The sequence below is a fragment of the Aeromonas sp. QDB20 genome, from assembly GCF_027707805.1.
Taxonomy (GTDB): domain Bacteria; phylum Pseudomonadota; class Gammaproteobacteria; order Enterobacterales; family Aeromonadaceae; genus Aeromonas; species Aeromonas dhakensis.
Genome location: NZ_JAPCJC010000015.1, coordinates 75960 through 97625, shown reverse-complemented (window position 1 = coordinate 97625; position 21666 = coordinate 75960). Strand labels below are relative to the sequence as shown.

At 61.1% G+C, this 21666-nt stretch carries 17 protein-coding genes and 1 tRNA gene; 9 read left to right on the top strand and 9 right to left on the bottom strand.

The genetic code is table 11. The features are described from left to right. Positions 1–164: 164 nt before the first annotated feature. A tRNA-Asp gene (locus tag PG897_RS16565) sits at positions 165–241 on the top strand. Positions 242–409: 168 nt separating this feature from the next. Further along, positions 410–1246, top strand: coding sequence for a tRNA cyclic N6-threonylcarbamoyladenosine(37) synthase TcdA (tcdA, locus tag PG897_RS16560; RefSeq protein ID WP_043170509.1), 837 nt, complete (start codon positions 410–412; stop codon positions 1244–1246). 21 nt (positions 1247–1267) lie between these two features. Here tcdA and PG897_RS16555 read toward each other — a convergent pair whose 3' ends face one another. Both PG897_RS16555 and PG897_RS16550 read right to left on the bottom strand, forming a co-directional pair. Continuing rightward, positions 1268–1702 carry a SufE family protein gene (locus tag PG897_RS16555; protein WP_042049994.1) on the bottom strand — a complete coding sequence of 145 codons (435 nt, stop codon included), beginning with the start codon at positions 1700–1702 and terminating at the stop codon, positions 1268–1270. A 13-nt stretch (positions 1703–1715) separates the two neighbouring features. Then, the gene (locus tag PG897_RS16550) at positions 1716–2936 is read right to left on the bottom strand and encodes an aminotransferase class V-fold PLP-dependent enzyme (protein WP_043170512.1); all 1221 of its coding nucleotides are present in this window, start codon (positions 2934–2936) and stop codon (positions 1716–1718) included. Between the two features lie 165 nt (positions 2937–3101). On the opposite strand from PG897_RS16550, the gene rep reads away from it, so the two are divergent. Then, a complete protein-coding gene (gene rep / locus PG897_RS16545) occupies positions 3102–5114 on the top strand; it encodes a DNA helicase Rep (RefSeq protein WP_017779449.1) in 2013 nt (670 codons plus the stop codon). Between the two features lie 10 nt (positions 5115–5124). Here rep and PG897_RS16540 read toward each other — a convergent pair whose 3' ends face one another. The 5 genes from PG897_RS16540 to PG897_RS16520 all read right to left on the bottom strand — a co-directional run bounded on the left by PG897_RS16540 (position 5125) and on the right by PG897_RS16520 (position 11175). Beyond that, the gene (locus PG897_RS16540) at positions 5125–7398 is read right to left on the bottom strand and encodes a putative bifunctional diguanylate cyclase/phosphodiesterase (protein WP_026141315.1); all 2274 of its coding nucleotides are present in this window, start codon (positions 7396–7398) and stop codon (positions 5125–5127) included. 85 nt (positions 7399–7483) lie between these two features. Then, positions 7484–7939 (bottom strand): c-type cytochrome, encoded by a 456-nt coding sequence (locus tag PG897_RS16535; RefSeq protein WP_017786998.1) that lies wholly within the window; start codon positions 7937–7939, stop codon positions 7484–7486. Between the two features lie 200 nt (positions 7940–8139). Continuing rightward, complete coding sequence (gene tdh, locus PG897_RS16530; RefSeq protein ID WP_005306946.1) at positions 8140–9168, bottom strand: L-threonine 3-dehydrogenase; 1029 nt, start codon at positions 9166–9168, stop codon at positions 8140–8142. Between the two features lie 56 nt (positions 9169–9224). Then, positions 9225–10415, bottom strand: coding sequence for a glycine C-acetyltransferase (locus PG897_RS16525; protein WP_043170514.1), 1191 nt, complete (start codon positions 10413–10415; stop codon positions 9225–9227). A 115-nt stretch (positions 10416–10530) separates the two neighbouring features. After that, positions 10531–11175, bottom strand: coding sequence for a TetR/AcrR family transcriptional regulator (locus PG897_RS16520; RefSeq protein WP_270829202.1), 645 nt, complete (start codon positions 11173–11175; stop codon positions 10531–10533). Between the two features lie 154 nt (positions 11176–11329). Here PG897_RS16520 and rfaD point away from each other — a divergent pair, with 154 nt between their 5' ends. From rfaD to PG897_RS16490, 6 genes are all read left to right on the top strand, one after another. Then, a complete protein-coding gene (gene rfaD, locus PG897_RS16515; RefSeq protein WP_005306938.1) occupies positions 11330–12286 on the top strand; it encodes an ADP-glyceromanno-heptose 6-epimerase in 957 nt (318 codons plus the stop codon). Between the two features lie 50 nt (positions 12287–12336). Further along, on the top strand, positions 12337–14100 hold the full coding sequence (locus PG897_RS16510; RefSeq protein ID WP_043170516.1) for a polysaccharide deacetylase family protein: 1764 nt from the start codon (positions 12337–12339) through the stop codon (positions 14098–14100). Then, positions 14101–15315, top strand: a complete 1215-nt coding sequence (locus PG897_RS16505) for an O-antigen ligase family protein (protein WP_155292449.1) — start codon at positions 14101–14103, stop codon at positions 15313–15315. It begins immediately after the preceding gene. Continuing rightward, positions 15312–15977, top strand: coding sequence for a glycosyltransferase family 25 protein (locus PG897_RS16500; RefSeq protein ID WP_005306929.1), 666 nt, complete (start codon positions 15312–15314; stop codon positions 15975–15977). The genes PG897_RS16505 and PG897_RS16500 overlap by 4 nt, the downstream gene beginning before the upstream one ends. A gap of 74 nt (positions 15978–16051) precedes the next feature. Beyond that, positions 16052–17080 carry a glycosyltransferase family 9 protein gene (locus PG897_RS16495; RefSeq protein WP_043170517.1) on the top strand — a complete coding sequence of 343 codons (1029 nt, stop codon included), beginning with the start codon at positions 16052–16054 and terminating at the stop codon, positions 17078–17080. Between the two features lie 55 nt (positions 17081–17135). Beyond that, the gene (locus PG897_RS16490) at positions 17136–18248 is read left to right on the top strand and encodes a glycosyltransferase family 9 protein (protein WP_005306919.1); all 1113 of its coding nucleotides are present in this window, start codon (positions 17136–17138) and stop codon (positions 18246–18248) included. Here the strand turns inward: PG897_RS16490 and PG897_RS16485 are convergent. Beyond that, on the bottom strand, positions 18184–19251 hold the full coding sequence (locus PG897_RS16485) for a glycosyltransferase family 9 protein (RefSeq protein WP_043170518.1): 1068 nt from the start codon (positions 19249–19251) through the stop codon (positions 18184–18186). The two genes, PG897_RS16490 and PG897_RS16485, sit on opposite strands and share 65 nt — an antisense overlap. Before the next feature lie 169 nt (positions 19252–19420). Then, on the bottom strand, positions 19421–21601 hold the full coding sequence (locus PG897_RS16480) for a TonB-dependent receptor (RefSeq protein WP_270829201.1): 2181 nt from the start codon (positions 21599–21601) through the stop codon (positions 19421–19423). Positions 21602–21666 lie beyond the last annotated feature (65 nt).

The window sequence follows — 21666 nt, the reverse complement described above, 5'->3', positions numbered from 1 at the left end:
CAGAAGTGAAACGCTGTAGCGCCGATGGTAGTGTGGCATTCGCCATGCGAGAGTAGGACACTGCCAGGCACCCAATTAAACGGTGATGTGAAAGACATGGCCGGCTGCGAGGATGACACCTCATAAAGAAGCGGCAAAAGATTTAGCGAAAGCTAACCGAATGCGGAGCGGTAGTTCAGTCGGTTAGAATACCGGCCTGTCACGCCGGGGGTCGCGGGTTCGAGTCCCGTCCGCTCCGCCACTACTTAAGAAGCCCAGTCGAAAGACTGGGCTTTTTTTCGTCTCTACGATCTCTCTATCTCATCTCGGTTAGCCCGATTTCGTTGCTCCATCCCGTTTCATGTTTATCTGAAATTCGCCGCCGCCCATGGTTGTCGCTATAATGGCCGCCCTCAATCAAGGTGGTGGTATGAAAGCAGAGTATCTACAGCGATTCGGGGGCATTGCCCGTCTTTATGGTCAGAGTGCACTTGGTTCCTTCAGCCAGGCGCGTGTCTGTGTGGTCGGGATCGGCGGCGTCGGCTCCTGGGCGGCAGAGGCGCTGGCCCGTGCCGGCATCAACCAGATCACCCTGATCGACATGGACGACATCTGTATCACCAACACCAACCGCCAGATCCACGCCATGCAGGGCACGGTCGGTCGCCTCAAGACGGAGGTGATGGCCGAGCGCATCCGTGCCATCAATCCGGATTGCGAGGTGATCGAGGTGGATGACTTCGTTACCGCTGACAACCTGGCCGAGCATATCAAGCGGGAGTTTGACTATGTGGTGGATGCCATCGACTCGGTCAAGGCCAAGGTGGCGCTGATTGCCTTCTGCAAGCGCAACAAGATCCCGGTGATTGTGGCGGGCGGCGCCGGTGGGCAGATGGACCCGACGCAGATCACCGTGGCCGATCTGGCCAAGACCATTCAGGATCCGCTGGCCGCCAAGGTGCGCTCTGACCTGCGCCGGCTACACAGTTTCAGCAAGAATCCGGCGCGCAAGTTTGGGGTGGAGTGTGTCTTTTCAACCGAGCAGTTGAGCTACCCGGATGGTAATGGCGGCACCTGTCAGGCCAAGGCGGCCAGCGATGGCAATATGAAGATGGATTGCGCCTCTGGCTTTGGCGCCGTGACGCCGGTGACGGCCACCTTTGGCTTGGTCGCCGCCTCCCGGGTATTGAGGAAGATTGCCGAACGAGGAGCCCGTGCCGAGAAAGAGGCCGGGAATGAAGAAACAGGGTCGATTGGCGAAGCCTGATCGACCACTGAACAAGGCGGGTTAGACTGCCTGTTGCCGGATAGCCAATACTATGGCCCTGAGCCCGTTGCCCCGCGACGGGCTCAGGTGTTTCTCGAGCCCCAATTCACTGAAATAGGCATCCATATCAAAAGCCTGGATAGCGTTGGCACTCTGATGATTGAGCGCCGCCAGCACGATGACGATGAGGCCACGCACGATGCGGGCATCGGAGTCGCAGGCAAAGTGCCAGTTGCCATCCTCACTCTTTTCACCCTTCAGCCAGGCCTGGCTCTCGCACCCTTTCAAGCGGTTCTCTTCCTGCTGCCACTCTGCGGGCAAGGTGGGTAGCAGCTTGCCGAGCTGTATGATAAGGCGGTACTGGTTCTCCCAGCCGTTCGCCGCCGCAAACTGCTGGCGGATGGTATCGGCATCGGGCTCAAGGCCGATCCGGGTATAGGTTGCGAGGCTGTTCATCGGGTTGTCTGCCTTAGAAGAAGTCACTGAGTTTGTGCAGGGCGGCCAGCAGGGCGTCCACATCGTCACGGTTGTTGTAACAGGCCAGCGAGGCTCGCATTGTGCCGCCTATGCCAAGGCTCTCCATCAACGGCATGGCGCAGTGGTGGCCGACCCGCAGGGCGATCCCCTGCATGTCGAGCAGGGTAGCCGCATCCTGGGGGTGGATATCCGCTAGCAGGAAGGAGACCGCGCCGGCGCGTTGGCGAGGTTCGCCGACAAGATGCAGCCCCGGCACCTGCCGCAGGCCGGCGACCAGATAGTCGGTCAGCACCGCTTCATGGCTGGCCAGCAACCCCCGGTCTTGCTCCATCACAAAGTCGATGGCGGCGGCTAGGCCGATGGCGCCGGCGATATGGGGCGTACCCGCCTCGAACTTGAAGGGCAGGCTATTGAAGGTAGTACCGCTGAAGCTGACCCTGTCGATCATCTCGCCGCCGGCCTGCCAGGGCGGCATCCGCTCCAGCAGTTCGGTGCGCCCCCACAGCACGCCGATACCAGTCGGGCCGTAGAGCTTGTGGCCGGAGAAGACGTAGAAGTCGCAGCCGATTGTCTGCACATCTACCTCGAGATGAGCCACTGCCTGGGCGCCGTCGATCAGGGTCAGGGCGCCGACCGCCTTGGCGGCCGCCACTATCTGTTCGACCGGGTTGACGGTACCGAGGGCATTGGAGACGTGAGCCACGCTCACCAGTCGGGTACGTGGTCCCAGCATGGCCAGATAGGCGGCCATGTCGAGATCGCCCCGCTCATCGAGGGGGACGACCCGGATGACGGCGCCGGTGCGCTGGGCGACCAATTGCCACGGGACGATGTTGGCGTGGTGTTCCAGGGTGCTGAGCACGACTTCATCCCCCGCCCTCAGCTCGCTTATCCCCCAGCTCTGGGCCATCAGGTTGATCGCCTCCGTGGTGCCACGGGTCCATATCACCTCGTGGCTGCGAGGGGCATTGATAAAGCGAGCGACAGTCTCGCGGGCATCTTCGAAGGCGCGGGTGGCCCGGCCGCTCAGGGCGTGGGCGGCACGGTGCACATTGGCGTTGTCGGCCCGATAGTAGTGATTGATCGCATCCAGCACGGTTTGCGGCTTCTGGGTGGTGGCGGCATTGTCCAGATAGACCAGCGGGTGGCCGTTGACCTCCTGCGCCAAGGCCGGAAACTGGCTGCGCAGCCGGTCGTGCTGTTGCTGGTTCATGCTCCCCTCACTGTCTGGAAAAGTGGTCATCATCTCGAAAAGTCGGTCATGATCCTGAAAACCGCCGCCGAACACAAGGCATCTGGCGAGCTATTGCTCGATGGGGCTGGCCGGGTGATTTCTGTTACAATGCCGCCCCTCATCATAAGCCAAGAGATCCGGCCCATGAAGCTCAACCCCAATCAGAACGAAGCGGTCAAGTATGTCTCCGGCCCTTGCCTGGTGCTGGCGGGTGCCGGATCGGGCAAGACCCGCGTCATCACCAACAAGATTGCCTATCTGGTGCAGCAGTGCGGCTACAACGCGCGCAACATAGCGGCGGTCACCTTTACCAACAAGGCGGCGCGGGAGATGAAGGAGCGGGTCGGCCAGACCCTGGGTCGCAAGGAGGCGCGGGGGCTGATGGTCTCCACCTTCCATACCCTGGGGCTCGAGATCATTCGCCGCGAGCACAAGAGCCTGAACCTCAAGGCCAACTTCTCACTGTTCGACGACACCGATCAGCTGGCGCTGCTCAAGGAGCTGACCGAGGAGGAGCTCGACAACGACAAGGACAAGCTCTCGGCTCTTATCAGCCAGATCTCCAACTGGAAGAACGACCTCATCCTGCCGGCTCGGGCCATGCGCATCGCCCGCGGGCCGGAAGAGGTGCTGATGGCCCAGCTCTACGAGCGCTACCACCGCCAGATGGTGGCCTACAACGCGCTGGATTTTGACGACCTCATCGTGATGCCGACCTTGCTGCTCAAGAGCAACCAGGAGGTGCGCGAGCGCTGGCAGAGCAAGATCCGCTATCTGCTGGTCGATGAATACCAGGACACCAACACCAGCCAGTACGAGCTGGTGAAGCAGATCGTCGGCGAGCGGGCCCGCTTCACCGTAGTGGGAGACGACGACCAGTCCATCTACTCCTGGCGCGGTGCCAAGCCGCAGAACCTGGTGCTGCTGAACGAGGACTTCCCCAATCTGCGGCTCATCAAGCTGGAGCAGAACTACCGCTCCAAGCGGCGCATCCTCAAGTGCGCCAACATCCTGATCGCCAACAACCCCCACGTCTACGACAAGGCCCTCTTCTCCGAGCTGGACGAGGGGGTGAAGCTCAAGGTGCTGTTTGCCAAGAACGAGGAGCACGAGGCGGAGCGCATCGCCGCCGAGCTGATGGGTCACAAGTTCATGAATCGCACCCGCTTCAAGGATTACGCCATCCTCTACCGGGGCAACCATCAGTCGCGCATCTTCGAGAAGGCGCTGATGACCAACCGCATCCCCTATCGCATCTCGGGCGGCACCTCCTTCTTCTCTCGTACCGAGATCAAGGACATCATGGCCTACCTCAAGTTGCTGGTGAATCCGGACGAGGACACCGCCTTCCTGCGAGTGGTCAACCTGCCGCGGCGCGAGATCGGTCCCACCACGCTCGAGAAGCTGGGTCAGTACGCCAATCAGCGCGGCAAGAGCCTGTTTTCCGCCAGCTTCGAGCTGGGGCTGGAACAGCACCTATCCGGTCGTGGCCTCACCGCGCTGCAGGCTTTCACCAACTGGCTGGTGCGGCTCGGTGATCAGGCCCTGCGCGGCAACCCGGTGGAGGCGGTGCGTGACATGATCAAGGAGATCCACTACGAGGAGTGGCTCTACGAGACCTCCCCCAGCCCGAAGGCGGCCGAGATGCGGATGCAGAACGTCTCCACCCTCTATCGCTGGATCAGCGAGATGCTGGAGGGGGACGAGCTGGAAGAGTCGATGACGCTCGCTCAAGTCGTGACCCGTCTCACTCTGCGCGACATGATGGAGCGCAACGAGGGGGAGGATGAGGCGGATCAGGTGCAGCTGATGACCCTGCACGCCTCCAAGGGGCTGGAGTTTCCCTATGTCTACATGGTGGGTATGGAGGAGGGTCTGCTGCCTCACCAGACCAGCATCGACGAGGACAACGTGGAAGAGGAGCGGCGCCTCGCCTACGTGGGGATCACCCGGGCCCAGACCGAGCTCACCTTCACCCTCTGCAAGGAGCGGCGCCAGTTTGGCGAGTCGGTACGACCGGAGCCGAGCCGCTTCCTGCTGGAACTGCCGCAGGATGATCTGGAGTGGGAGAACCAGAAGAAGGTGACCGCAGAGGAGCGCCAGCAGAAGGGGCAGATGGCGGTGGCCAATCTGCGCGCCATGTTCAAGAAGGATTGAGTCGCTCCGCTTATTTGCTCTGGGTCAGCAGGGGCGTGATGTCGGCGCCCGGCATGGGCGGTGAAATGTAGCGCCCCTGGCCCATCAGGCAGCCCAGGTCGATCAGCTTCTGCAGTTGCTGCTGGTTCTCTATCCCTTCCACCACAAGTGTGAAGTCCAGATCCTGGCAGATGTCGCGCATGGCGCGAATGAGCGCCAGATCCTTGGGAGATTGCAGCATGCGATGGGTGAAGCTGTCATCCACCTTGATGTAGTCCACCGGGAAGTGGAACAGGGCATTGAGGGAAGAGAAGCCGGTACCGAAGTCATCCAGGCTGATCTGGATGCCCTTGGCCCTCAGCTCGTGCAGGGAGGTGAGGGCATCGGAATCCTGCCGTGACAACTCGCGCTCGTTGAATTCGAAAATCAGATAGCCGGGGGAGATCCCCTCGGATTCGATGATCTCGACCAGTTGCATGATCTGTTCATGGCTGACCAGATGCTTGCCGGACAGGTTGATGGCCACCTTGAACTTGCTCTGGCCGGAGAGCGGCAGCCACTCCTTCAACTGCTGGCAGGTGTGGCGCAGGATCTGGTAATCCAGCTCCTGGATGAGGCCACACTGCTCCGCCAGCGGGATGAAGTCGAATGCGTCCTTGAGTACCCCCTCTTCGGTGATCCAGCGAGCCATGACCTCCAGCCCGGTCAGGCGGCTGTCCTTGAGCCGGATCACCGGCTGGAAATAGGGCACGATGCGGCCTGCCCGCAGCGCTCTGGCCAGCATCTCTTCCGGTGAGGCCCAGGTCTGGGCCGAGCACTCCTCCGAATAGCTGACGATGCGGCTGCGGCCGTTGCGCTTGGCCTGGTACATGGCCAGGTCGGCCTGATGCAACAGCTGGCTGATGTCGGATGTCTGTTCCGATACGCTGGCGACCCCGAGACTCACCGTGATGCCGAGTTCGTTGCCCATCAGCCGGAAGGGATAGGAGAGGCGGCTGATGATGCGGTTGAGCACCGGGCTGATATCTTCCTCGGTCTTGCTGCTGTCCAGATAGATGACGAACTCGTCCCCCCCCAGCCTTGCCACCATGTCGTTTTGTCGTATGCAGGTTTGCAGGCGGCGGCTCATCTCCTTGAGCAGCTGGTCGCCGGCGCTGTGGCCGAGAGTGTCGTTGACCTGCTTGAAGTGGTCCACATCGATGAAGATCAGCGAAAACCCGGGCGACTTGTAGCGGTGAAAGTGGGTCATGGCGTGGTTGAGGTGGTTCATCAACAGTGCCCGGTTGGGTAGCTGGGTCAGCGGGTCGTGCAGGGCATCGAACTGCAGTCGGCGTTCCAGCTCCTGGTGCTGCTTCAACTGCTTCTGCAGTCTGAGGTTGGTCTGGCGCAACTGCTGCAGCCGCTGGTTGATGGAGTCTTCCGAGTTGATGTCGTGGAGCTGCTGGCGGATCCGTCTCAGCTCCAGCAGCAGAGTCAGCTGGCTGCGCAGGAAGTCGAGAAACAGCCGGTCGTCGGTTTCCAGCGGCTGCTGCAGGCTGATGAGGAAGTGGGCGAAGTACTGCTGCTGGAGACGCAGCGGCTGGCTGTACCAGTAAAGCTGCTCCTTGTGCTGCTCAATGTTGTTGGTGCTGTGGCAGAGCCCGGTGATGAATTCGTCGCTGTGGTGGGGCAGTTCCGGGTAGATCTTCTCGAGCCGGTGGCTGTCGATACGTACCAGCAGCATGTCCTGAATGGCGAGCATCTGGCGCAACACAGCCTCGAGCTGGGAGAAGAGCGCCTGGCTGGGCAGGGTGTTGGCCAGCCGGATGATGCGGTTGATGCTCTCGATCTTTCTCTGCCAGTCCGGATCCTTGCGAATGAGCGGCGAGGCCAGCTCTGACAGCTGGGAGCCAGCCTGGGTCTCGTTCAGCCGTTTGGCCAGGCACTCCAGCAACAGGCGCAGTGTCGGCAGCTCCTTGGGCTGGCAGCAGGCCAGCAACCACTGGATCTGACCGTGTTCGACCGGCAGGGTGCACCAACCCTCGGCTTCGTCCAGCTGGGTCAGTTGATCCGTGATGCGTGACTCTTCCAGCCCCAGCTGCAGTTTGAAACTGTCGGGGACCTGGTATTCACACACCCAGTGCAGTCCGGCTTCCGACAGGCCGAGCATGCCGAAATGTTGCAACGGGCAGAGCTGGTTCAGCTGCTGGATCAGGGTGTCGTAATCTTTGGCTGTGGCGACGGAGGGGGCGGGGAAATCCATAATAGCGGAAACCAACGCCAGCAAGGGAGTCGAGTAATGTGGTGCTGTGGGTTGCGCTGACATGAGTGACTCCCGATTTATCTACCCTTCAAAGAGTAGTCGGAAGTCATCAGATTGAAAGGGCCGCATATGCGGCCCTTTCAATCACTTAGAGCTTGTCGATCATGTAGTGAATGGCGTTTTCGATCTCTTCATCGCTACAGGTGGCGCAAGTCCCTCTGGGGGGCATGACGCCGGTCTTGCCTGCGAAGCCGGCAATGGCATGTTTCTTAAGCGTTTCAATGCCTTGTGCGATACGAGGCTCCCAGGCAGCCTTGTCGCCGCGCTTGGGCGCGCCGGCGATGCCGGCATCGTGACAGGCGAAGCAGGCGCCCTTGAACACGGCTTCTCCGTCGCGCGGGCCGGATGACGCGGCCGCCGCAGGGGCTGCGCCTGCGGTCGCAATCCCTTCCAGATCCTTGGCGGTGTAGACCTGACCGACAGGCTTGATGCGCTCGGCAATGGCCTCCGGCGACATATCATCGGCAGCCAGCACGGCACCGGACAAACTGGCGGCCGTCATCCCGACCGCCAGCAAATAGCTCAGTTTTTTCAACACGCTCATGTACTCCCAGCAGGCTTTTATTATCCCTAGAAAACGACTGGATTATAACCGAATAGTTACAGCCATTTAAACGTTTGTGTGTGAAGTGTTAAGCACTCTGCGTGCAAAGTTTCTTCGTCGGATCACAAACTGGCGAGGCCGGCCTGCAAAAAAGAAACCCGGTTTTCACCGGGTTTCATCTGATTGACGTGCTGAAAGGCTTATTTGTCCCAGCTGAGGATCACCTTGCCGGACTGGCCGGAGCGCATGGCATCGAAGCCCTGCTGGAAGTCGTCGATGTGGAAGCGGTGGGTGATGATGGGGGAGAGATCGAGCCCGGACTGGATGAGGCTCGCCATCTTGTACCAGGTTTCGAACATCTCGCGGCCGTAAATCCCCTTGATGAACAGTCCCTTGAAGATCACCTTGCCCCAGTCGATGGCCATGGTGGCGGGGGGAATGCCGAGCATGGCGATTTTGCCGCCGTGGTTCATCTTGTCGATCATGTCCTGGAAGGCGGAGGGGACGCCGGACATCTCCAGCCCCACGTCGAACCCCTCGGTCATGCCAAGCTCGCTCATCACGTCGGAGAGCTGCTCCTTGGCCACGTTGACGGCGCGGGTGGCGCCCATCTTGCGGGCCAGCTCGAGCCGGTACTCGTTGACGTCGGTGATCACCACGTGACGGGCACCCACATGGCGGCAGACGGCGGCAGCCATGATGCCGATGGGGCCGGCGCCGGTGATCAGCACGTCTTCACCCACCAGGTCGAAGGAGAGGGCGGTGTGCACCGCGTTGCCGAACGGATCGAAGATGGCGGCCAGCTCATCCGGGATGTTGTCCGGCAGCTTGAAGGCGTTGAAGGCCGGGATCACCAGGTACTCGGCAAAAGCGCCGGGGCGGTTGACGCCGACGCCTATGGTGTTGCGGCACAGGTGGGTGCGGCCGGCACGGCAGTTGCGGCAGTGGCCGCAGGTGATGTGGCCTTCGCCGGAGACCCGGTCACCGACCGCGAAGCCGCGCACTTCCTGGCCCACGGCGACCACTTCACCGACGTATTCGTGGCCGACCACCATGGGGACCGGGATGGTCTTCTGTGACCATTCGTCCCAGTTGTAGATGTGGATATCGGTGCCACAGATGGCGGTCTTGCGGATCTTGATGAGCAGGTCGTTGTGGCCGAGTTCGGGGGCCGGTACGTCCGTCATCCAGATGCCGACTTCTTTGTGCAGTTTGGAGAGTGCTTTCATGGTTGTTCCTTCACGATGAACGCAGAAAAAAGGGGCGCCGGGCCCCTTGATTCAAATCAGATGATGCCGAGTTCGCGGCCGATGCGAATGAAGGCATCGATGGCCTGATCCAGCTGTTCGCGGGTATGGGCGGCGGACATCTGGGTGCGGATGCGGGCCTGGCCCTTGGGCACCACCGGGAAGGAGAAGCCCACCACATAGATGCCGGCGGCCAGCATGCGGCTCGCCATCTCGGCTGCCAGCTTGGCGTCCCCCAGCATCACCGGGATGATGGCGTGATCGGCGCCGGCCAGAGTAAAACCGGCGGCGCTCATCCGCTCGCGGAAGTACTGGCTGTTCTCCTTCAGGCGGGCACGCAGATCGTGGCCGTCGGCCAGCATGTCGATCACCTTGATGGTGGCGGCGACGATGGAGGGGGCCAGCGAGTTGGAGAAGAGATAGGGGCGGGAGCGCTGACGCAGCCAGTCGATCACCTCTTTCTTGCCGGAGGTGTAACCGCCGGAGGCGCCGCCGAGCGCCTTGCCCAGGGTGCCGGTGATGATGTCGACCCGCTCCATCACGCCACAGTATTCGTGGGTGCCGCGGCCGTTCTCGCCGATGAAGCCGACGGCATGGGAGTCATCCACCATCACCAGCGCATCGTACTTGTCAGCCAGATCGCAGATGGATTTGAGGTCGGCGATGACGCCATCCATGGAGAAGACGCCGTCGGTGGCGATCAGCTTGAAGCGGGCACCATCGGCATTGGCCTGCTTGAGCTGGGCTTCCAGCTCGGCCATGTCATTGTTGGCGTAGCGATAGCGCTTGGCTTTGCACAACCGGACCCCATCGATGATGGAGGCGTGGTTGAGGGCATCGGAGATGATGGCGTCTTCGGCGCCGAACAGCGTCTCGAACAGACCACCGTTGGCATCGAAGCAGGAAGAGTAGAGGATGGTGTCTTCGGTGCCGAGGAAGGTTGACAGCTTCTGCTCCAGCGCCTTGTGCTGATCCTGGGTACCGCAGATGAAACGGACCGAGGCCATGCCGAAGCCGTGGCTGTCCAGCCCCTGGTGGGCCGCTTCGATCAGATCGGGGTGGTTGGCCAGCCCCAGATAGTTGTTGGCACAGAAGTTCAGCACCTGCTCGCCGCCCACCGCAATCCGGGCCTGCTGGGCCGAGGTGATGACGCGTTCCTGCTTGTACAATCCTTCAGCCTGTACCTGCTCAAGCTGCTCGGTCAGGTGACGATAGAATCCGTTAGACATCCTCGATCCTCATTGGCTATTTCAGCTGCGTATCAACAGAGGACGACATTTTACTGCAATCTGTTGCGGTGAATTCAAATTATTGTGCTGATGTTCAACAAATGTGAAACAGATCTCACCCAGCTGGTTGGGCCAGTTGACTGTAATGCTGCTCCAGCTGGCGGATCTGTTCGGCCACCTGTGGCTGCACATAGGGGCGCAGCAGAAACAGCACCCGCAAGACGCCCTGATAGAGCAGTGGCTTGGTGATGCGGGTGCTGGGAGCCTGGGCGATCTGGAACGGGATCCAGCAGGTCACCACCATCTTGATGGTCTGGCCCAGATCCGGCAGATCCTCGTCGCTGACGTCTATGATGCCGCCCTCGCGCAGGCTTCTGAGCAGGGCCACCACGGTGGCGCGTAGCTGCTCCTGGGCCTTGAGGTACTTCTGCTGCAGCGGCTCGTCGCGACTGAGAATGTCCGGCAGGTTGGCGTAGAAAAAGCGGAACTGCCACATCAGATAGAAGATGGCATCCAGATAGCCCATCAGGTTTTCCAGCTTGATCTCATCGCTGCGGGCCGGTGTGAAGCTTTCGCTCAGGTGACGGGCGTACTGGTCGAAGATGGAGTGGATGATGTCTTCTTTATTGCGGAAGTGGTAATAGAGGTTGCCCGGGCTGATGCCGAGGTGGGCGGCAATGTGATTGGTGGTGATGTTGCGCTCACCCTGATCGTTGAACAGCTCGGTGGCGCTGTGAATGATCCTGTCTCTGGTTTTCATCGCTGCTCCCTCTGCCGGGTCCCGGGGGCGATCTCGTCAAGGTCGAATCCCCCTGCGGCCCGTGATAAACTTTTCGGCAATTTTAAATTGGCTCACTATACACAGCTTTAACAGGCAGTCACATGTGACCATCAACGTACGCGAGGCAAACTCCATGATCGTAGTAACTGGCGGTGCTGGCTTTATCGGCAGCAATCTGGTCAAGCAGCTGAACGCTCAAGGACGGACCGACATCGTGGTCATCGATGATCTGACCGACGGCACCAAGTTCGTCAATCTGGTCGATCTGACCATTGCCGATTACATGGATAAGGATGAGTTCCAGGCGCGGATCGTCTCCGGTGACGAGTTTGAAGAGTGGGACGGCATCGAGGTGATCTTCCACGAAGGTGCCTGCTCCGCTACCACCGAGTGGAACGGCAAGTTCATCATGGAGGTCAACTACGAGTACTCCAAGGATCTGTTCCACTACTGCATCGAACGGGAAATTCCGTTCATCTACGCCTCTTCCGCCGCGACCTACGGCGGGCGCAACGACAACTTCATCGAAGATCCCAAGTTCGAGCAGCCGCTCAACGTCTACGGTTACTCCAAGCAGCTGTTCGACCAGTATGTGCGCCGCTGGATGCCGGAGATCAACTCTCAGGTAGTCGGCCTCAAGTACTTCAACGTCTATGGCCCGCGCGAGCAGCACAAGGGCTCCATGGCCTCGGTTGCCTTCCACCTCAACACTCAGGTGAAGAAGGGCGAGAATCCCAAGCTGTTCGAAGGCTGCGACGGTTTCCCCAACGGCGGTCAGATGCGCGACTTCATCTATGTGGATGACGTCTGCAAGGTGAACCTCTGGTTCTGGCAGAATCCGCAGCACTCCGGCATCTTCAACTGCGGTACTGGTCGTGCCGAGCCGTTCCAGAACGTGGCCGAGGCGGTGATCAAGCATCACCAGAAGGGCGCCGTCGAGTATATTCCCTTCCCGGATCACCTCAAGGGCCGCTATCAGAGCTTCACCCAGGCGGACATGACCAAGCTGCGCGGTGTCGGCTATGACGCCGAGTTCAAGACAGTGGCCGAAGGCGTGGCCGACTACATGGCCTGGTTGAACCGGGCTTGATCCCCCTCTGACGGGTGGCTGCTGGCCACCCGTCGTTCGGATACCCTCCCATGAATATATTGATGGCACTCTCCCAGCTCGAAGTGACGGGAGCTGAGGTCTATGCCACCACGGTCGGTAACGAATTGACCCGGCGTGGCCACCAGGTGTTCTACGTATCGGACACCCTGACCAAGCCCACGCTGGGCCAGGTATTCAAGCTGCGATTCAACAAGCGCAGCATACTGCGCCGCTTCTGGCACGTGTTTTACCTCGTCTACCTCATCAAGAAGTATCATATCCAGTTGGTGCACGCCCACTCGCGCGCCTCCGGCTGGAGCAGCTATGTGGCCTGCAAGCTGACCGGCACCCCCATGATCACCACGGTACACGGGCGCCAGCCGGTGCATGCCTCGCGCAAGGCCTTTCATGCCCTCGGTTTTCGGGCGGTGGCGGTGTGCGAAGATATAGCCAGCCAGATCATCGACAATCTGGGGGTGGATCCGGCCATCGTACAGGTGCTGCGCAACGGCATCGAGACCGACAAGTTCCAGCCTGTGCCTGCTCCGGACAACGCCAAGCCGGTGATCGCCATCATAGGTCGGCTGAGCGGCCCCAAGGGGGAGCTCTGCTACCGGTTGCTGGATGAAGTGCTGGATCTGGATGCCTGCCAGGTGAAGGTGGTGAGCGGCAGCCAGGTGCCCGAGCGCTTTGTGCGTTTTCGTGACCGGGTCGATTTCGTCGGTTACGTGGAGGATGTCCCTGCCCTGATGGCGCAATGCGATCTGGTGATCGGTGCCGGTCGGGTAGCGATGGAGGCCCTGCTGTGCGGTCGTCCGGCGTTTGCCATCGGCGAGGCCAAGGCCATCGGCCTGGTGACCGGACAGAATCTGGATGAGGCGCTGGCCAGCAACTTCGGCGACATAGGCCCAAGGGATCTGGCTATCGATTTTGCCGCGCTGAAGACGCAGATTGCCCCGGCCCTGGCCAGCGGCAGCGTCTCCGACGTGATCCGTCTGCGCATTCAGGTCGAGTATGGCTTGGCGGGGGTAGTATCCAGTCTCGAAGTCATCTATCAGGATGCGGTGGTCGAGACTCTGCGCCGCGAGATGCCGGTCATCATGTACCACCGCTTCATCGAGCACGAGAGCGAGAAGGGGGTGCACGGTACCTGGATGCCGATCGCCATGTTCGAAAAACACCTGCGACTGATGAAGTGGCTGGGTTATGAGACCCTTACCTTTCGTGACCTGGCGGACAAGGGGTTCATCCATCGTCTGCAATACGGCAAGAGATACCTGATGATCACGGCTGACGACGGCTATCAGGACAACCTGACCCGCATGCTGCCGCTGCTGGAAAAATATGGTTACAAAGCCGTGGTATACGTGGTCACGGGGGAAGGGTATAACCGCTGGGACGTGGAGCAGACGAGCAACCCGGACACCCGGGTGGACCTGATGAATGGCGAGCAGCTCAAGGCGCTGGTGGCCTCCGGCCATGTGGAGATCGGCGGCCATACCCTGACCCACCCCAGGTTGAGCAAGCTTGCACCCGAGCAGCAAGCCCATGAAATACAAGAGAACAAGCGGCAACTCGAGACTCTGCTTGGCCACCCTTTGCTGTCGTTCGCCTACCCTTATGGGGATATGGATGAGAGCGCCAAGGCGCAGGCGATGGCGGCGGGCTACCGTTTTGCCGTGGCCACCAACAGCGGGCCCAGAGCCATGCACCAGGACCCCTTCCGGATCCGCCGCATCGCCATCTTCCCGCGTACCGATGTGTTTGGCTTGTGGCGCAAGATCCGGGGTAACTATGTCTTCAGGAAATCGTGATTGATGCTCAGCAGAAGCCTCGTTTTGCTCGATAAGGTGACGACAGCCCTGTTCGGACTGACCATCATCTTTGCCTTTTGCGGCCTGTTTCTGGTGCCAGCCGGCCAGAGCATGCAGTCCAACCTGCTGGCGGTGACCGGGATCTTCGGTCTGTTGAACTGCTTTGTCGGCAAGCAGCGGGATGTTGGTCTCAGGGATCGCCGGATTCTCTGGGGCCTGCTGGTGTACGCCGTCATGATCTTCGTGAACCGGTTGATCCATGGCGATCAGTACGGGGTGATGCGGGGGCTGTTTTATGTCGCTGTCTTCGCGCTGATGATGCCGCGCAAACCCGTGCTGCTGATGCTGGGGTACCTGGCCATCGTGCTGGGTGGCGTCGGGCTCGGGATCCTCAGCTTCTGGCAGTACCATCACGGTATCGTCAGGGTGGAAGGGTTCACCAATGCCATTCTCTTCTCGCAGGCGGCACTTGCCCTGGCGATTCTCAACTGGTTTGTCTTTCAGCAGGGGCAACTGGCCGCCTGGCTGAGAGGGGGGGCTCTGGTTGGCCTGCTCGCTGCCCTGTTTGCACTGTATCTCTCCCAGAGTCGGGGGGTCTGGCTCGCCTTCGGGATCATTCTCGCCTACGTCATCTGCTACAAGGCCTACTTCAAACCGTGGAAATACATTGCCGTCGCCGTGCTCTGCATGGCCACGACAGGCGCCATCTATCAGACCAACCAGCTGGTACAGGTGCGGGTTGCCGAAGCCGTGTCGGATCTTAAATCGGCAGAAAACGGCTCTTTTGATTCCTCCTGGGGCCTGCGGGTGATTGCCTGGCAGAGCGCCTGGCTGGGCTTTCTGGATTCGCCGGTTGTCGGGGTGGGTACCGATGGTTTTGATGCGCTGAAGCAGACGCAGGTCAACAACCATCAGATTTCCGAGCTGATCTTTCATCCGGCGCTGGCTCATTCCCATAACCAGTACATGCAGAACCTGGTGATCCGGGGCGGCATCGGCTTTGTCGCGCTGCTGGTTTTTCTGGGTTGGCCTCTCTACCTTGCCGCGACCAACATCAGCAAGATTTCCGCCGGAGTGCTGGTGCCGCTGGCGTTTTCAGTTAATTCATTGAGTGATGTGCCGTTTGAGCATCAAGGGGTGCTCTATCTGTACACGCTCAGCCTGGTTTTCATCTGGTTTGCCCATGAGTTGAAAAAGGATACCCGTACGTCATGATTCCAGTTTTTGTCATCAGTTTGGCTCGCAGCGTTGAGCGACGGGCGATGGTTGTCCAGCAGATGGCGCATTTGGGCATAGATTTCGAATTTGTAGACGCAACCGACGGGAAGGCGTTGAGCAGTGCCGAACTGGCCAAGGTGGATTTTGAACTGGCCAAGGAGGTGTGCGGCCATGCGCTGAGTTTTGGCGAGATAGGTTGTGCCATGAGCCATATCCGGCTTTATGAGCGCATCGTCGCCGAGGGCATTGAGCGCTGCGTGGTGCTGGAGGATGACATCTACCTGCACATGCACAGCAAGGCCATCATCGAGGCCATAGTGCACTCCTGCAAATCGGAAATCGTCTTCCTGCACCATGGTAAAGCCAAACGCTGGCCGTTCCTGTCATCCCTGCCGGGTGGTTATCGACTCGCCAGATACCTGACCCCCAGCCGCACCTCCAAACGAGGTGTGCTCTCTACCGCAGGGTATGTGCTGAGCCTGACCGGGGCCAAGAAGCTGTTGCAGTGCGCCTATCCGCTGCGGATGCCTTCCGACTATCTGACCGGCCGGTTGCAGCTCAATGGCCTGACCGCATCCGGGGTGGAACCCAGCTGTCTGGATGTGGATCTGTTCACCACCACCATAGATGACAGGGCCTACGGCCACTATCTGAAATAGGGCGGAGCGTGCCGACGGCGGGTCGGCACCCTGCGGGCCTTGCCAAAGCAGCGGCCACACATGCTGGATAACCCATGAACCTCAAAAAGTTGCTTACTCATTCCATTGCCAGATGGCTGATTGGCAGAGAGCCTGACGCCGCCCCATGCCCTGCCGGAGCGCAGGTGGAGAGAGTGCTGGTGGTCGGTTATGACGCCATCGGCGACTTCATTCTTACCCTGCCCGCCATCGCTCGGCTCAGGGAGATGTACCCCGCCGCGCGGCTCGAGCTGGTGTGCAGCCGGCGCAACCAGCTGCTGGCGGCATCGGTCGCCGGGATCGACGAATGCCACGTGATCACCCTCAACGACACCCTGTTGCCGGCGAGCATGTGGTGCAAGCTGCGTGAACTCAGGCAGCGGCGATATGATCTGGTGATCAATCTGTTTGACGAGCCTGACGATATCGCCATGGCCAAGTTGCTGTTGCTGGCCAACGGGCGCTTGCAGTCGTTGCCCCTGCGCTTCAAGAGCGAAGGGCAGCAGAAGTTGCTGCCGCTGTTCGACAAGAAGGCCACCATAGTGTCGTCACGTCCCAGCCGGGATCACTTCGTCTATCGCATGCTCAGCGTGACCGGTGAGCAGACCGGGGTGCCGGTCTGCATACCGTCCCCCTGCAACGAGCAGCTGGATACCCGTGTGTATGGCCGTTATCTGCTGGTCAACCTGACGGGCAGCCAGGTCGGCAACTCGATGACGGAGGCGCAGATCGACGGGATTCTGGCGCAGTTGCCTGCCTATGAGGGGATCTCCTACCTGGTCTTCTCCAGGCAGCCCGTGGTCTGTTCACGGCAAGACATGAGAGCGCTGTTTCCCGACACCATTCTCGATGCCGCCAAGATTATCAAGGATGCGCGAGGGGTCATCTCCACCGATACCTCCATCATCCATATCTCCTCTTCCTTCGGGGTGCCCACCCTGGTGTTGATGAACAACGAGCGCTGGCGCGATGCCTTCATCCCGCTGGCGGGTCGCAACATCATCCTGCGCTCGACCACGGACCAGCTGGCGGCCCTGTCGCCGGCCGAGATCAGTCGTCAGGTCGATGCCCTGATGGCGCTCTAGCCGCGTCAGGCTGGTATCATCGTTCTCCCAATTCAACGGCCCTTCTGGTGGATTCATGTCATTAATCAACGATCTGCAACTCCAGCGTGACATTCTTCGCCGCAAGCTGGGGCAGCTGCTGTTCGATCGCAAGCGGCCGGCTCCGCTGCACGAGCGCAAGGGGAAGATAGTGTTGCTGCGCTGGGATGCCAAACTGGGTGATGCCATCGTCTCGTCCTGGGTGGCCCGTGAGATCAAGCGCGCCAGCCCGGAACGGGAGGTGTGGATCGTCACGACCGCGGCCATGGCGCCCCTGTTTCGCGATCATTTCGGCATGGACAAGGTGATAGAGGTGCCCAAGCGGCCGGGCTATGGCCAGCTCAAGCGGCTGGCCCATTCGCTGGGGGAGGTGGAGTGCCTGGTGCATTTTGGCAAGATGCTGAAAATGAAGGATATCTTCTTCATCAGCCAGGTGAGGGCGGATTGGGTCGCCGGCATGGACGATGCCCTGCAGGCGGTCAACCTCAAGCTGGGCAAGGCCTCCAGCGGCATGCACTTCTCCGACAAGTTTGCCCTGCTGTTGCAACGGCTCGGCGTGACCAATCCGGACCAGCAATACATAGTCCCGAGCATGAGCCCGCCCGATGCGCTGGCCAGCTGGTGGCCGGCAGAGCCGGTCCTCTGTTTCAACCCGTACGGCAGTGGCAGCTCTCGCCGTTTGCGGCCCGAGCTTATCAGCCAGATGATTGAGCAGATGCTGGCGGCCGGTTCTTGCGCCATCTGTCTGCTCTATCCGCCGGGCATGGAAGAGGAGGTGGCCGGGATCCGGGCCGGCCTGAGTCAACCGGAGCGTCTGCTGCTGTCACCGGATGCGCCCTCGCTGGCCGGGCTGTTTGCCCAGCTGCGCCAGTGTCAGGGGTTGATCTCGGTGGACACGGCGACGGTGCACATCGCCGCCGGGCTGCACAAGCCCATTCTTGGCCTCTACAACCCGGACATAGGTGGCGGCAACGAGAACTTCCTCGAGTGGCACCCCAACTCCCCGTCAGCCACAGTGCTGTTCTCGACCAATACCAGGGAGCAGGATATCAACTCCCTCGATCTGGCCGAATTCGAGCGTACTTTCAGGGCGTGGCTGCTTGCCAATCAGGCAGCGCTGTCAGCCGTTCAATCACCAGCTCGGGAGTGATGGCACGCAGCAGGGCTTCGTCGATGAAGTCCTTCTCCGCGTTCTGCGGCAGCTGGAAGCCGGGCCCCTTGGCATCGAACACATCGATGGCCTGATAACGAGGGTGGTTGACCGGGTTGGCGATGATCTTGTCGCCGCCCGGGGCCACTATGGTCAGCAGGGGCAGGTCGATGGCCTGCGCCATGTGGCGGGGGCCGGTGTCATTGCCGACAAACAGCCGGCAGTGGGCGAACAGCCCCACCAATTCTCGTACCGAGCGGGTCTTGATGTGATCGAAGACGCTGGCTTGCAGGGCGGCGGGCAGCAGCGGTTTCAGGCCGCGGTTGTACTCCTCCTCCCCCGGCCCGCAGTAGATCAGGATCTGGGCATGGTGCTGCTCGATCAGCCACTGGGCGACCTTGGCGAAACAGTCGATGGGCCAGCGCTTGTAGTGTCCTAGCGAGTTGACGCCCATGGCGATCAGCGGGCGGTTCAGGTCGACGCCGGCGGCCAGCAGGGCATCCCTTCCTTGTTGTTTCTCTTCTTCACTCAGCCAGAGGTAGTAGTTGCGATCCTCGCGGGCCAGCTTGAGCGGCTTGAGCAGCGAGAAGCGGTCGTCGACCAGGGTGCTGTTGCCCTGAAACTCGGTGTCCTTGCGAAAACGGACGATGCGGTTGTGGCCGAGCCGCCAGGGGAATGAGTCAAACCCGATGCGCAGGCGGGCACCGGAGAAGAGGCAGCTGAGCAGGCCGATCATCTGGCCCTGGCTGTTGACCACCACATCGTAGCGTTCGCGGCGAATGGCCAGCAGCAGATCCTTCATGTAGCGCCACTGGTTGCGCCTGGCCTTCTCGATGATGATGAGCCGATCGATATTGGGATTGCCCTGCGCCATACCCGCGCAATAATCCATGACCAGATAGTGAACCTCGCCGCTTGGGTCATTCTGCTTGAGGTTGTTGCACAGCGCGGTGGAGATCAGTACATCCCCTATCTGCTTGGTTTGAACTACTAGGTATTTCATAAGGCAGGCCTCAACAGAGGTCATGGTTGATCGTGAGCGTGACAGCATACCGCACAAGTGAGTCAGATGCTGTCGGTGCGGCGTGAAAATCCGATCTGGCGCAAGCCGACCGGGCCGGCATCCGAGGCACATAAAAGAAAAGCCATTTTGACAATGGCTTTTCTGCTGCTTAGAAGGTGAGCGAGGTGGAGAGCTGGAAGGTGCGTGGCGCCCCCAGGCCGCCGGAGAGGCCGCTGCCGTCGCCGCCGGACCAGGAGCCGATCCAGTAGTCGCGGCCGGTGAGGTTCTGCACCGCGGCCCGCACGATCAGGGCGTGATCGGCGATCCGCATGGTGTAGCGGGCCCCCAGGTCGAAGGTGGTGTAGGAGGGCAGCGAGAGGCGGTTGTCATCGGTGACGAACCGCTCGCCGATGAACTGGGTGTTGCCGGTCAGGGTCAGCCCCGGCACGGCGGCCAGATCGTACTCGGCGCCGAGTTTGGCCATCCACTTGGGCACCCCGGTGGCCTGGTGGCCGACGTTGCTCTCGTTGAGCGCCTTGGTCAGCTCAGCCTGGGTGTAGGAGGCCCCGCCCAGCAGGCGCAACTCGGGGGTGAGTTCACCGAACAGATCCCACTCGATGCCGCGGTTTCGCTGTTCCCCGTAGACCCCGTAGACGTTGGAGCTGGGGTCTGTGTAGGCGCTCGGCTTGGCGATCTGGAACAGGCTCAGGGTATGGGCGAAGTGGCCCAGATCCAGCTTGGCACCGACCTCATACTGCTTGGTCTGATAGGGCTTCATGATCTCGCCGGCATTGCTGGCGGTGTTCGGCGCCGCGCCCCCCTGGCTCAACCCCTCGATGTAGTTGGTGTAGACGGCGAAATCGTCGCGCAGCTTGACCAGCAGGGTGGTGGCGGGCGAGACCCTGCTCTCCTCGTAGCGGGCGGTCTGGTCGCCGCTGCCGTTGAAGTTGCTGCTCTCGACCGTCTGGCGGCGGGCCCCCAGGGTCCACTGCAGGTCGCCATCGAGGAAGGAGAGGGTATCGACCAGCGCCACGCTCGCCAGGGTCGCCTCGCTGCGCGAGGTGACGGCACCGTACCCGGCGAGATCCGGCGCGGGCCCGAAGTCCAGCCGGTCGTAGTTGGTCATGGCGTGGTTGAAGAAAATCTTGTCCCGGAAGGTCTGCTCCGAGGTGTAGCGGGTGGCGGCCAGCGACCAGGCGTGATCGACCGGGCCGGTGCCGAAGGTGCCGCGCAGGCCCGCCTCGCCGGAGCGTTGGGTGCCGTCCCGCTCGGAGCGGGCCGCCATGGTATTGATGTCGCCGGCGTCGTTGAGCAGGGTGTTGCGGGTGATGAGGGCGCTGTAGCCGCCGTCACGCTGGCCCCAGGCGATGAAGGCGGTGAGGTTGTCGGTCAGATCATACTCGGCACGCAGCACGGCGGCCTTGGTGTCGTTGATGGTGTAGGCCCAGGCTGGCGCCAGGGAGTAGTCACCACGCTTGGGCTCGGGCAGCTGGGTCACCTGGCTGGCGACCGAGAAGATGCCGAAGTAGTTCACCCCGTCCACCCGCTCGTGCTGCCGGTAGAGATCGGCCGAGGCGCGGGCCCGTTCGCCGCGCCAGTCCAGCCCGACCGAGGTGAGCTCCATCTTGTGCTGCTGGTCGTTGACCGCGGTGTCCCCGTCCCGATAGACGCCGTTGAAGCGTACCCCCCACTGCTGCTCGTCGCCGAAACGGCGACCCAGGTCCAGGTGCACGCCGCCGAGGCCGTCCGATTCATAGCTGGCGGTGACCTTGGCCAGGGGGGTCTTGCCGGCGCGCTTGGGCACTATGTTGATGTTGCCGCCCACGCTGCCATCCGGCGGCATGCCGTTGAGCAGTACCGAGGGCCCCTTGAGGACGTCGACCCGCGAGGCCATCTCGGTGGAGCTGCGCATGTTTGGTGCCATGCCGATGAGGCCGTTGAAGGTGATGTCGTTGGCGTTGGTGTTGAAGCCGCGGATGTAGAAGGTCTCGAACAGGCTGCGCTTGCTCGGCACATAGACCGAGGGGTTGGTGGCACCGGCCACGGCGCCTATGTCCTGGGCTTGGCGATCCTCGATGTACTCCTCGGTGTAGCTCACCGTGTTGAACGGCGTCTCCAGGAAGGGCTTGTTGCCGAGCAGGCCGACCCGGTTGTCGGCGGCGACCTGGCCGCCGGCGTAGGCCTTGCGACCCTCCACCACCACGACTTCGTCGGGACGGGGGGCGGCTTCTTCACGGGGAGCCGGGGCGGCCCAGGCGCTACCCAGTTGCAGGCCGGCCAGGATGGCCAGCGTCAGGCGGGAGAGTCCGTGGCGCGGCACGGCAAGGGAGGATGAGTGCAATGTCTGCATGCAGGATTCCTTTCAGGGTGAGGAGTGCGTTTTTGTCTCCTTATGCTTTCCGGATGACACTCTCA

What these genes read in the sequence shown, in the direction of transcription:
- PG897_RS16550 (WP_043170512.1), bottom strand. Translation starts at nt 2,936, where the DNA reads ATGAACCAGCAACAGCACGACCGGCTGCGCAGCCAGTTTCCGGCCTTG.
- PG897_RS16520 (WP_270829202.1), bottom strand. Translation starts at nt 11,175, where the DNA reads ATGAAAACCAGAGACAGGATCATTCACAGCGCCACCGAGCTGTTCAAC.
- tdh (WP_005306946.1), bottom strand. Translation starts at nt 9,168, where the DNA reads ATGAAAGCACTCTCCAAACTGCACAAAGAAGTCGGCATCTGGATGACG.
- PG897_RS16490 (WP_005306919.1), top strand. Translation starts at nt 17,136, where the DNA reads ATGTCATTAATCAACGATCTGCAACTCCAGCGTGACATTCTTCGCCGC.
- PG897_RS16495 (WP_043170517.1), top strand. Translation starts at nt 16,052, where the DNA reads ATGAACCTCAAAAAGTTGCTTACTCATTCCATTGCCAGATGGCTGATT.
- PG897_RS16510 (WP_043170516.1), top strand. Translation starts at nt 12,337, where the DNA reads ATGAATATATTGATGGCACTCTCCCAGCTCGAAGTGACGGGAGCTGAG.
- PG897_RS16535 (WP_017786998.1), bottom strand. Translation starts at nt 7,939, where the DNA reads ATGAGCGTGTTGAAAAAACTGAGCTATTTGCTGGCGGTCGGGATGACG.
- PG897_RS16540 (WP_026141315.1), bottom strand. Translation starts at nt 7,398, where the DNA reads ATGTCAGCGCAACCCACAGCACCACATTACTCGACTCCCTTGCTGGCG.
- PG897_RS16525 (WP_043170514.1), bottom strand. Translation starts at nt 10,415, where the DNA reads ATGTCTAACGGATTCTATCGTCACCTGACCGAGCAGCTTGAGCAGGTA.
- rep (WP_017779449.1), top strand. Translation starts at nt 3,102, where the DNA reads ATGAAGCTCAACCCCAATCAGAACGAAGCGGTCAAGTATGTCTCCGGC.
- tcdA (WP_043170509.1), top strand. Translation starts at nt 410, where the DNA reads ATGAAAGCAGAGTATCTACAGCGATTCGGGGGCATTGCCCGTCTTTAT.
- PG897_RS16480 (WP_270829201.1), bottom strand. Translation starts at nt 21,601, where the DNA reads ATGCAGACATTGCACTCATCCTCCCTTGCCGTGCCGCGCCACGGACTC.
- PG897_RS16485 (WP_043170518.1), bottom strand. Translation starts at nt 19,251, where the DNA reads ATGAAATACCTAGTAGTTCAAACCAAGCAGATAGGGGATGTACTGATC.
- PG897_RS16555 (WP_042049994.1), bottom strand. Translation starts at nt 1,702, where the DNA reads ATGAACAGCCTCGCAACCTATACCCGGATCGGCCTTGAGCCCGATGCC.
- PG897_RS16500 (WP_005306929.1), top strand. Translation starts at nt 15,312, where the DNA reads ATGATTCCAGTTTTTGTCATCAGTTTGGCTCGCAGCGTTGAGCGACGG.
- rfaD (WP_005306938.1), top strand. Translation starts at nt 11,330, where the DNA reads ATGATCGTAGTAACTGGCGGTGCTGGCTTTATCGGCAGCAATCTGGTC.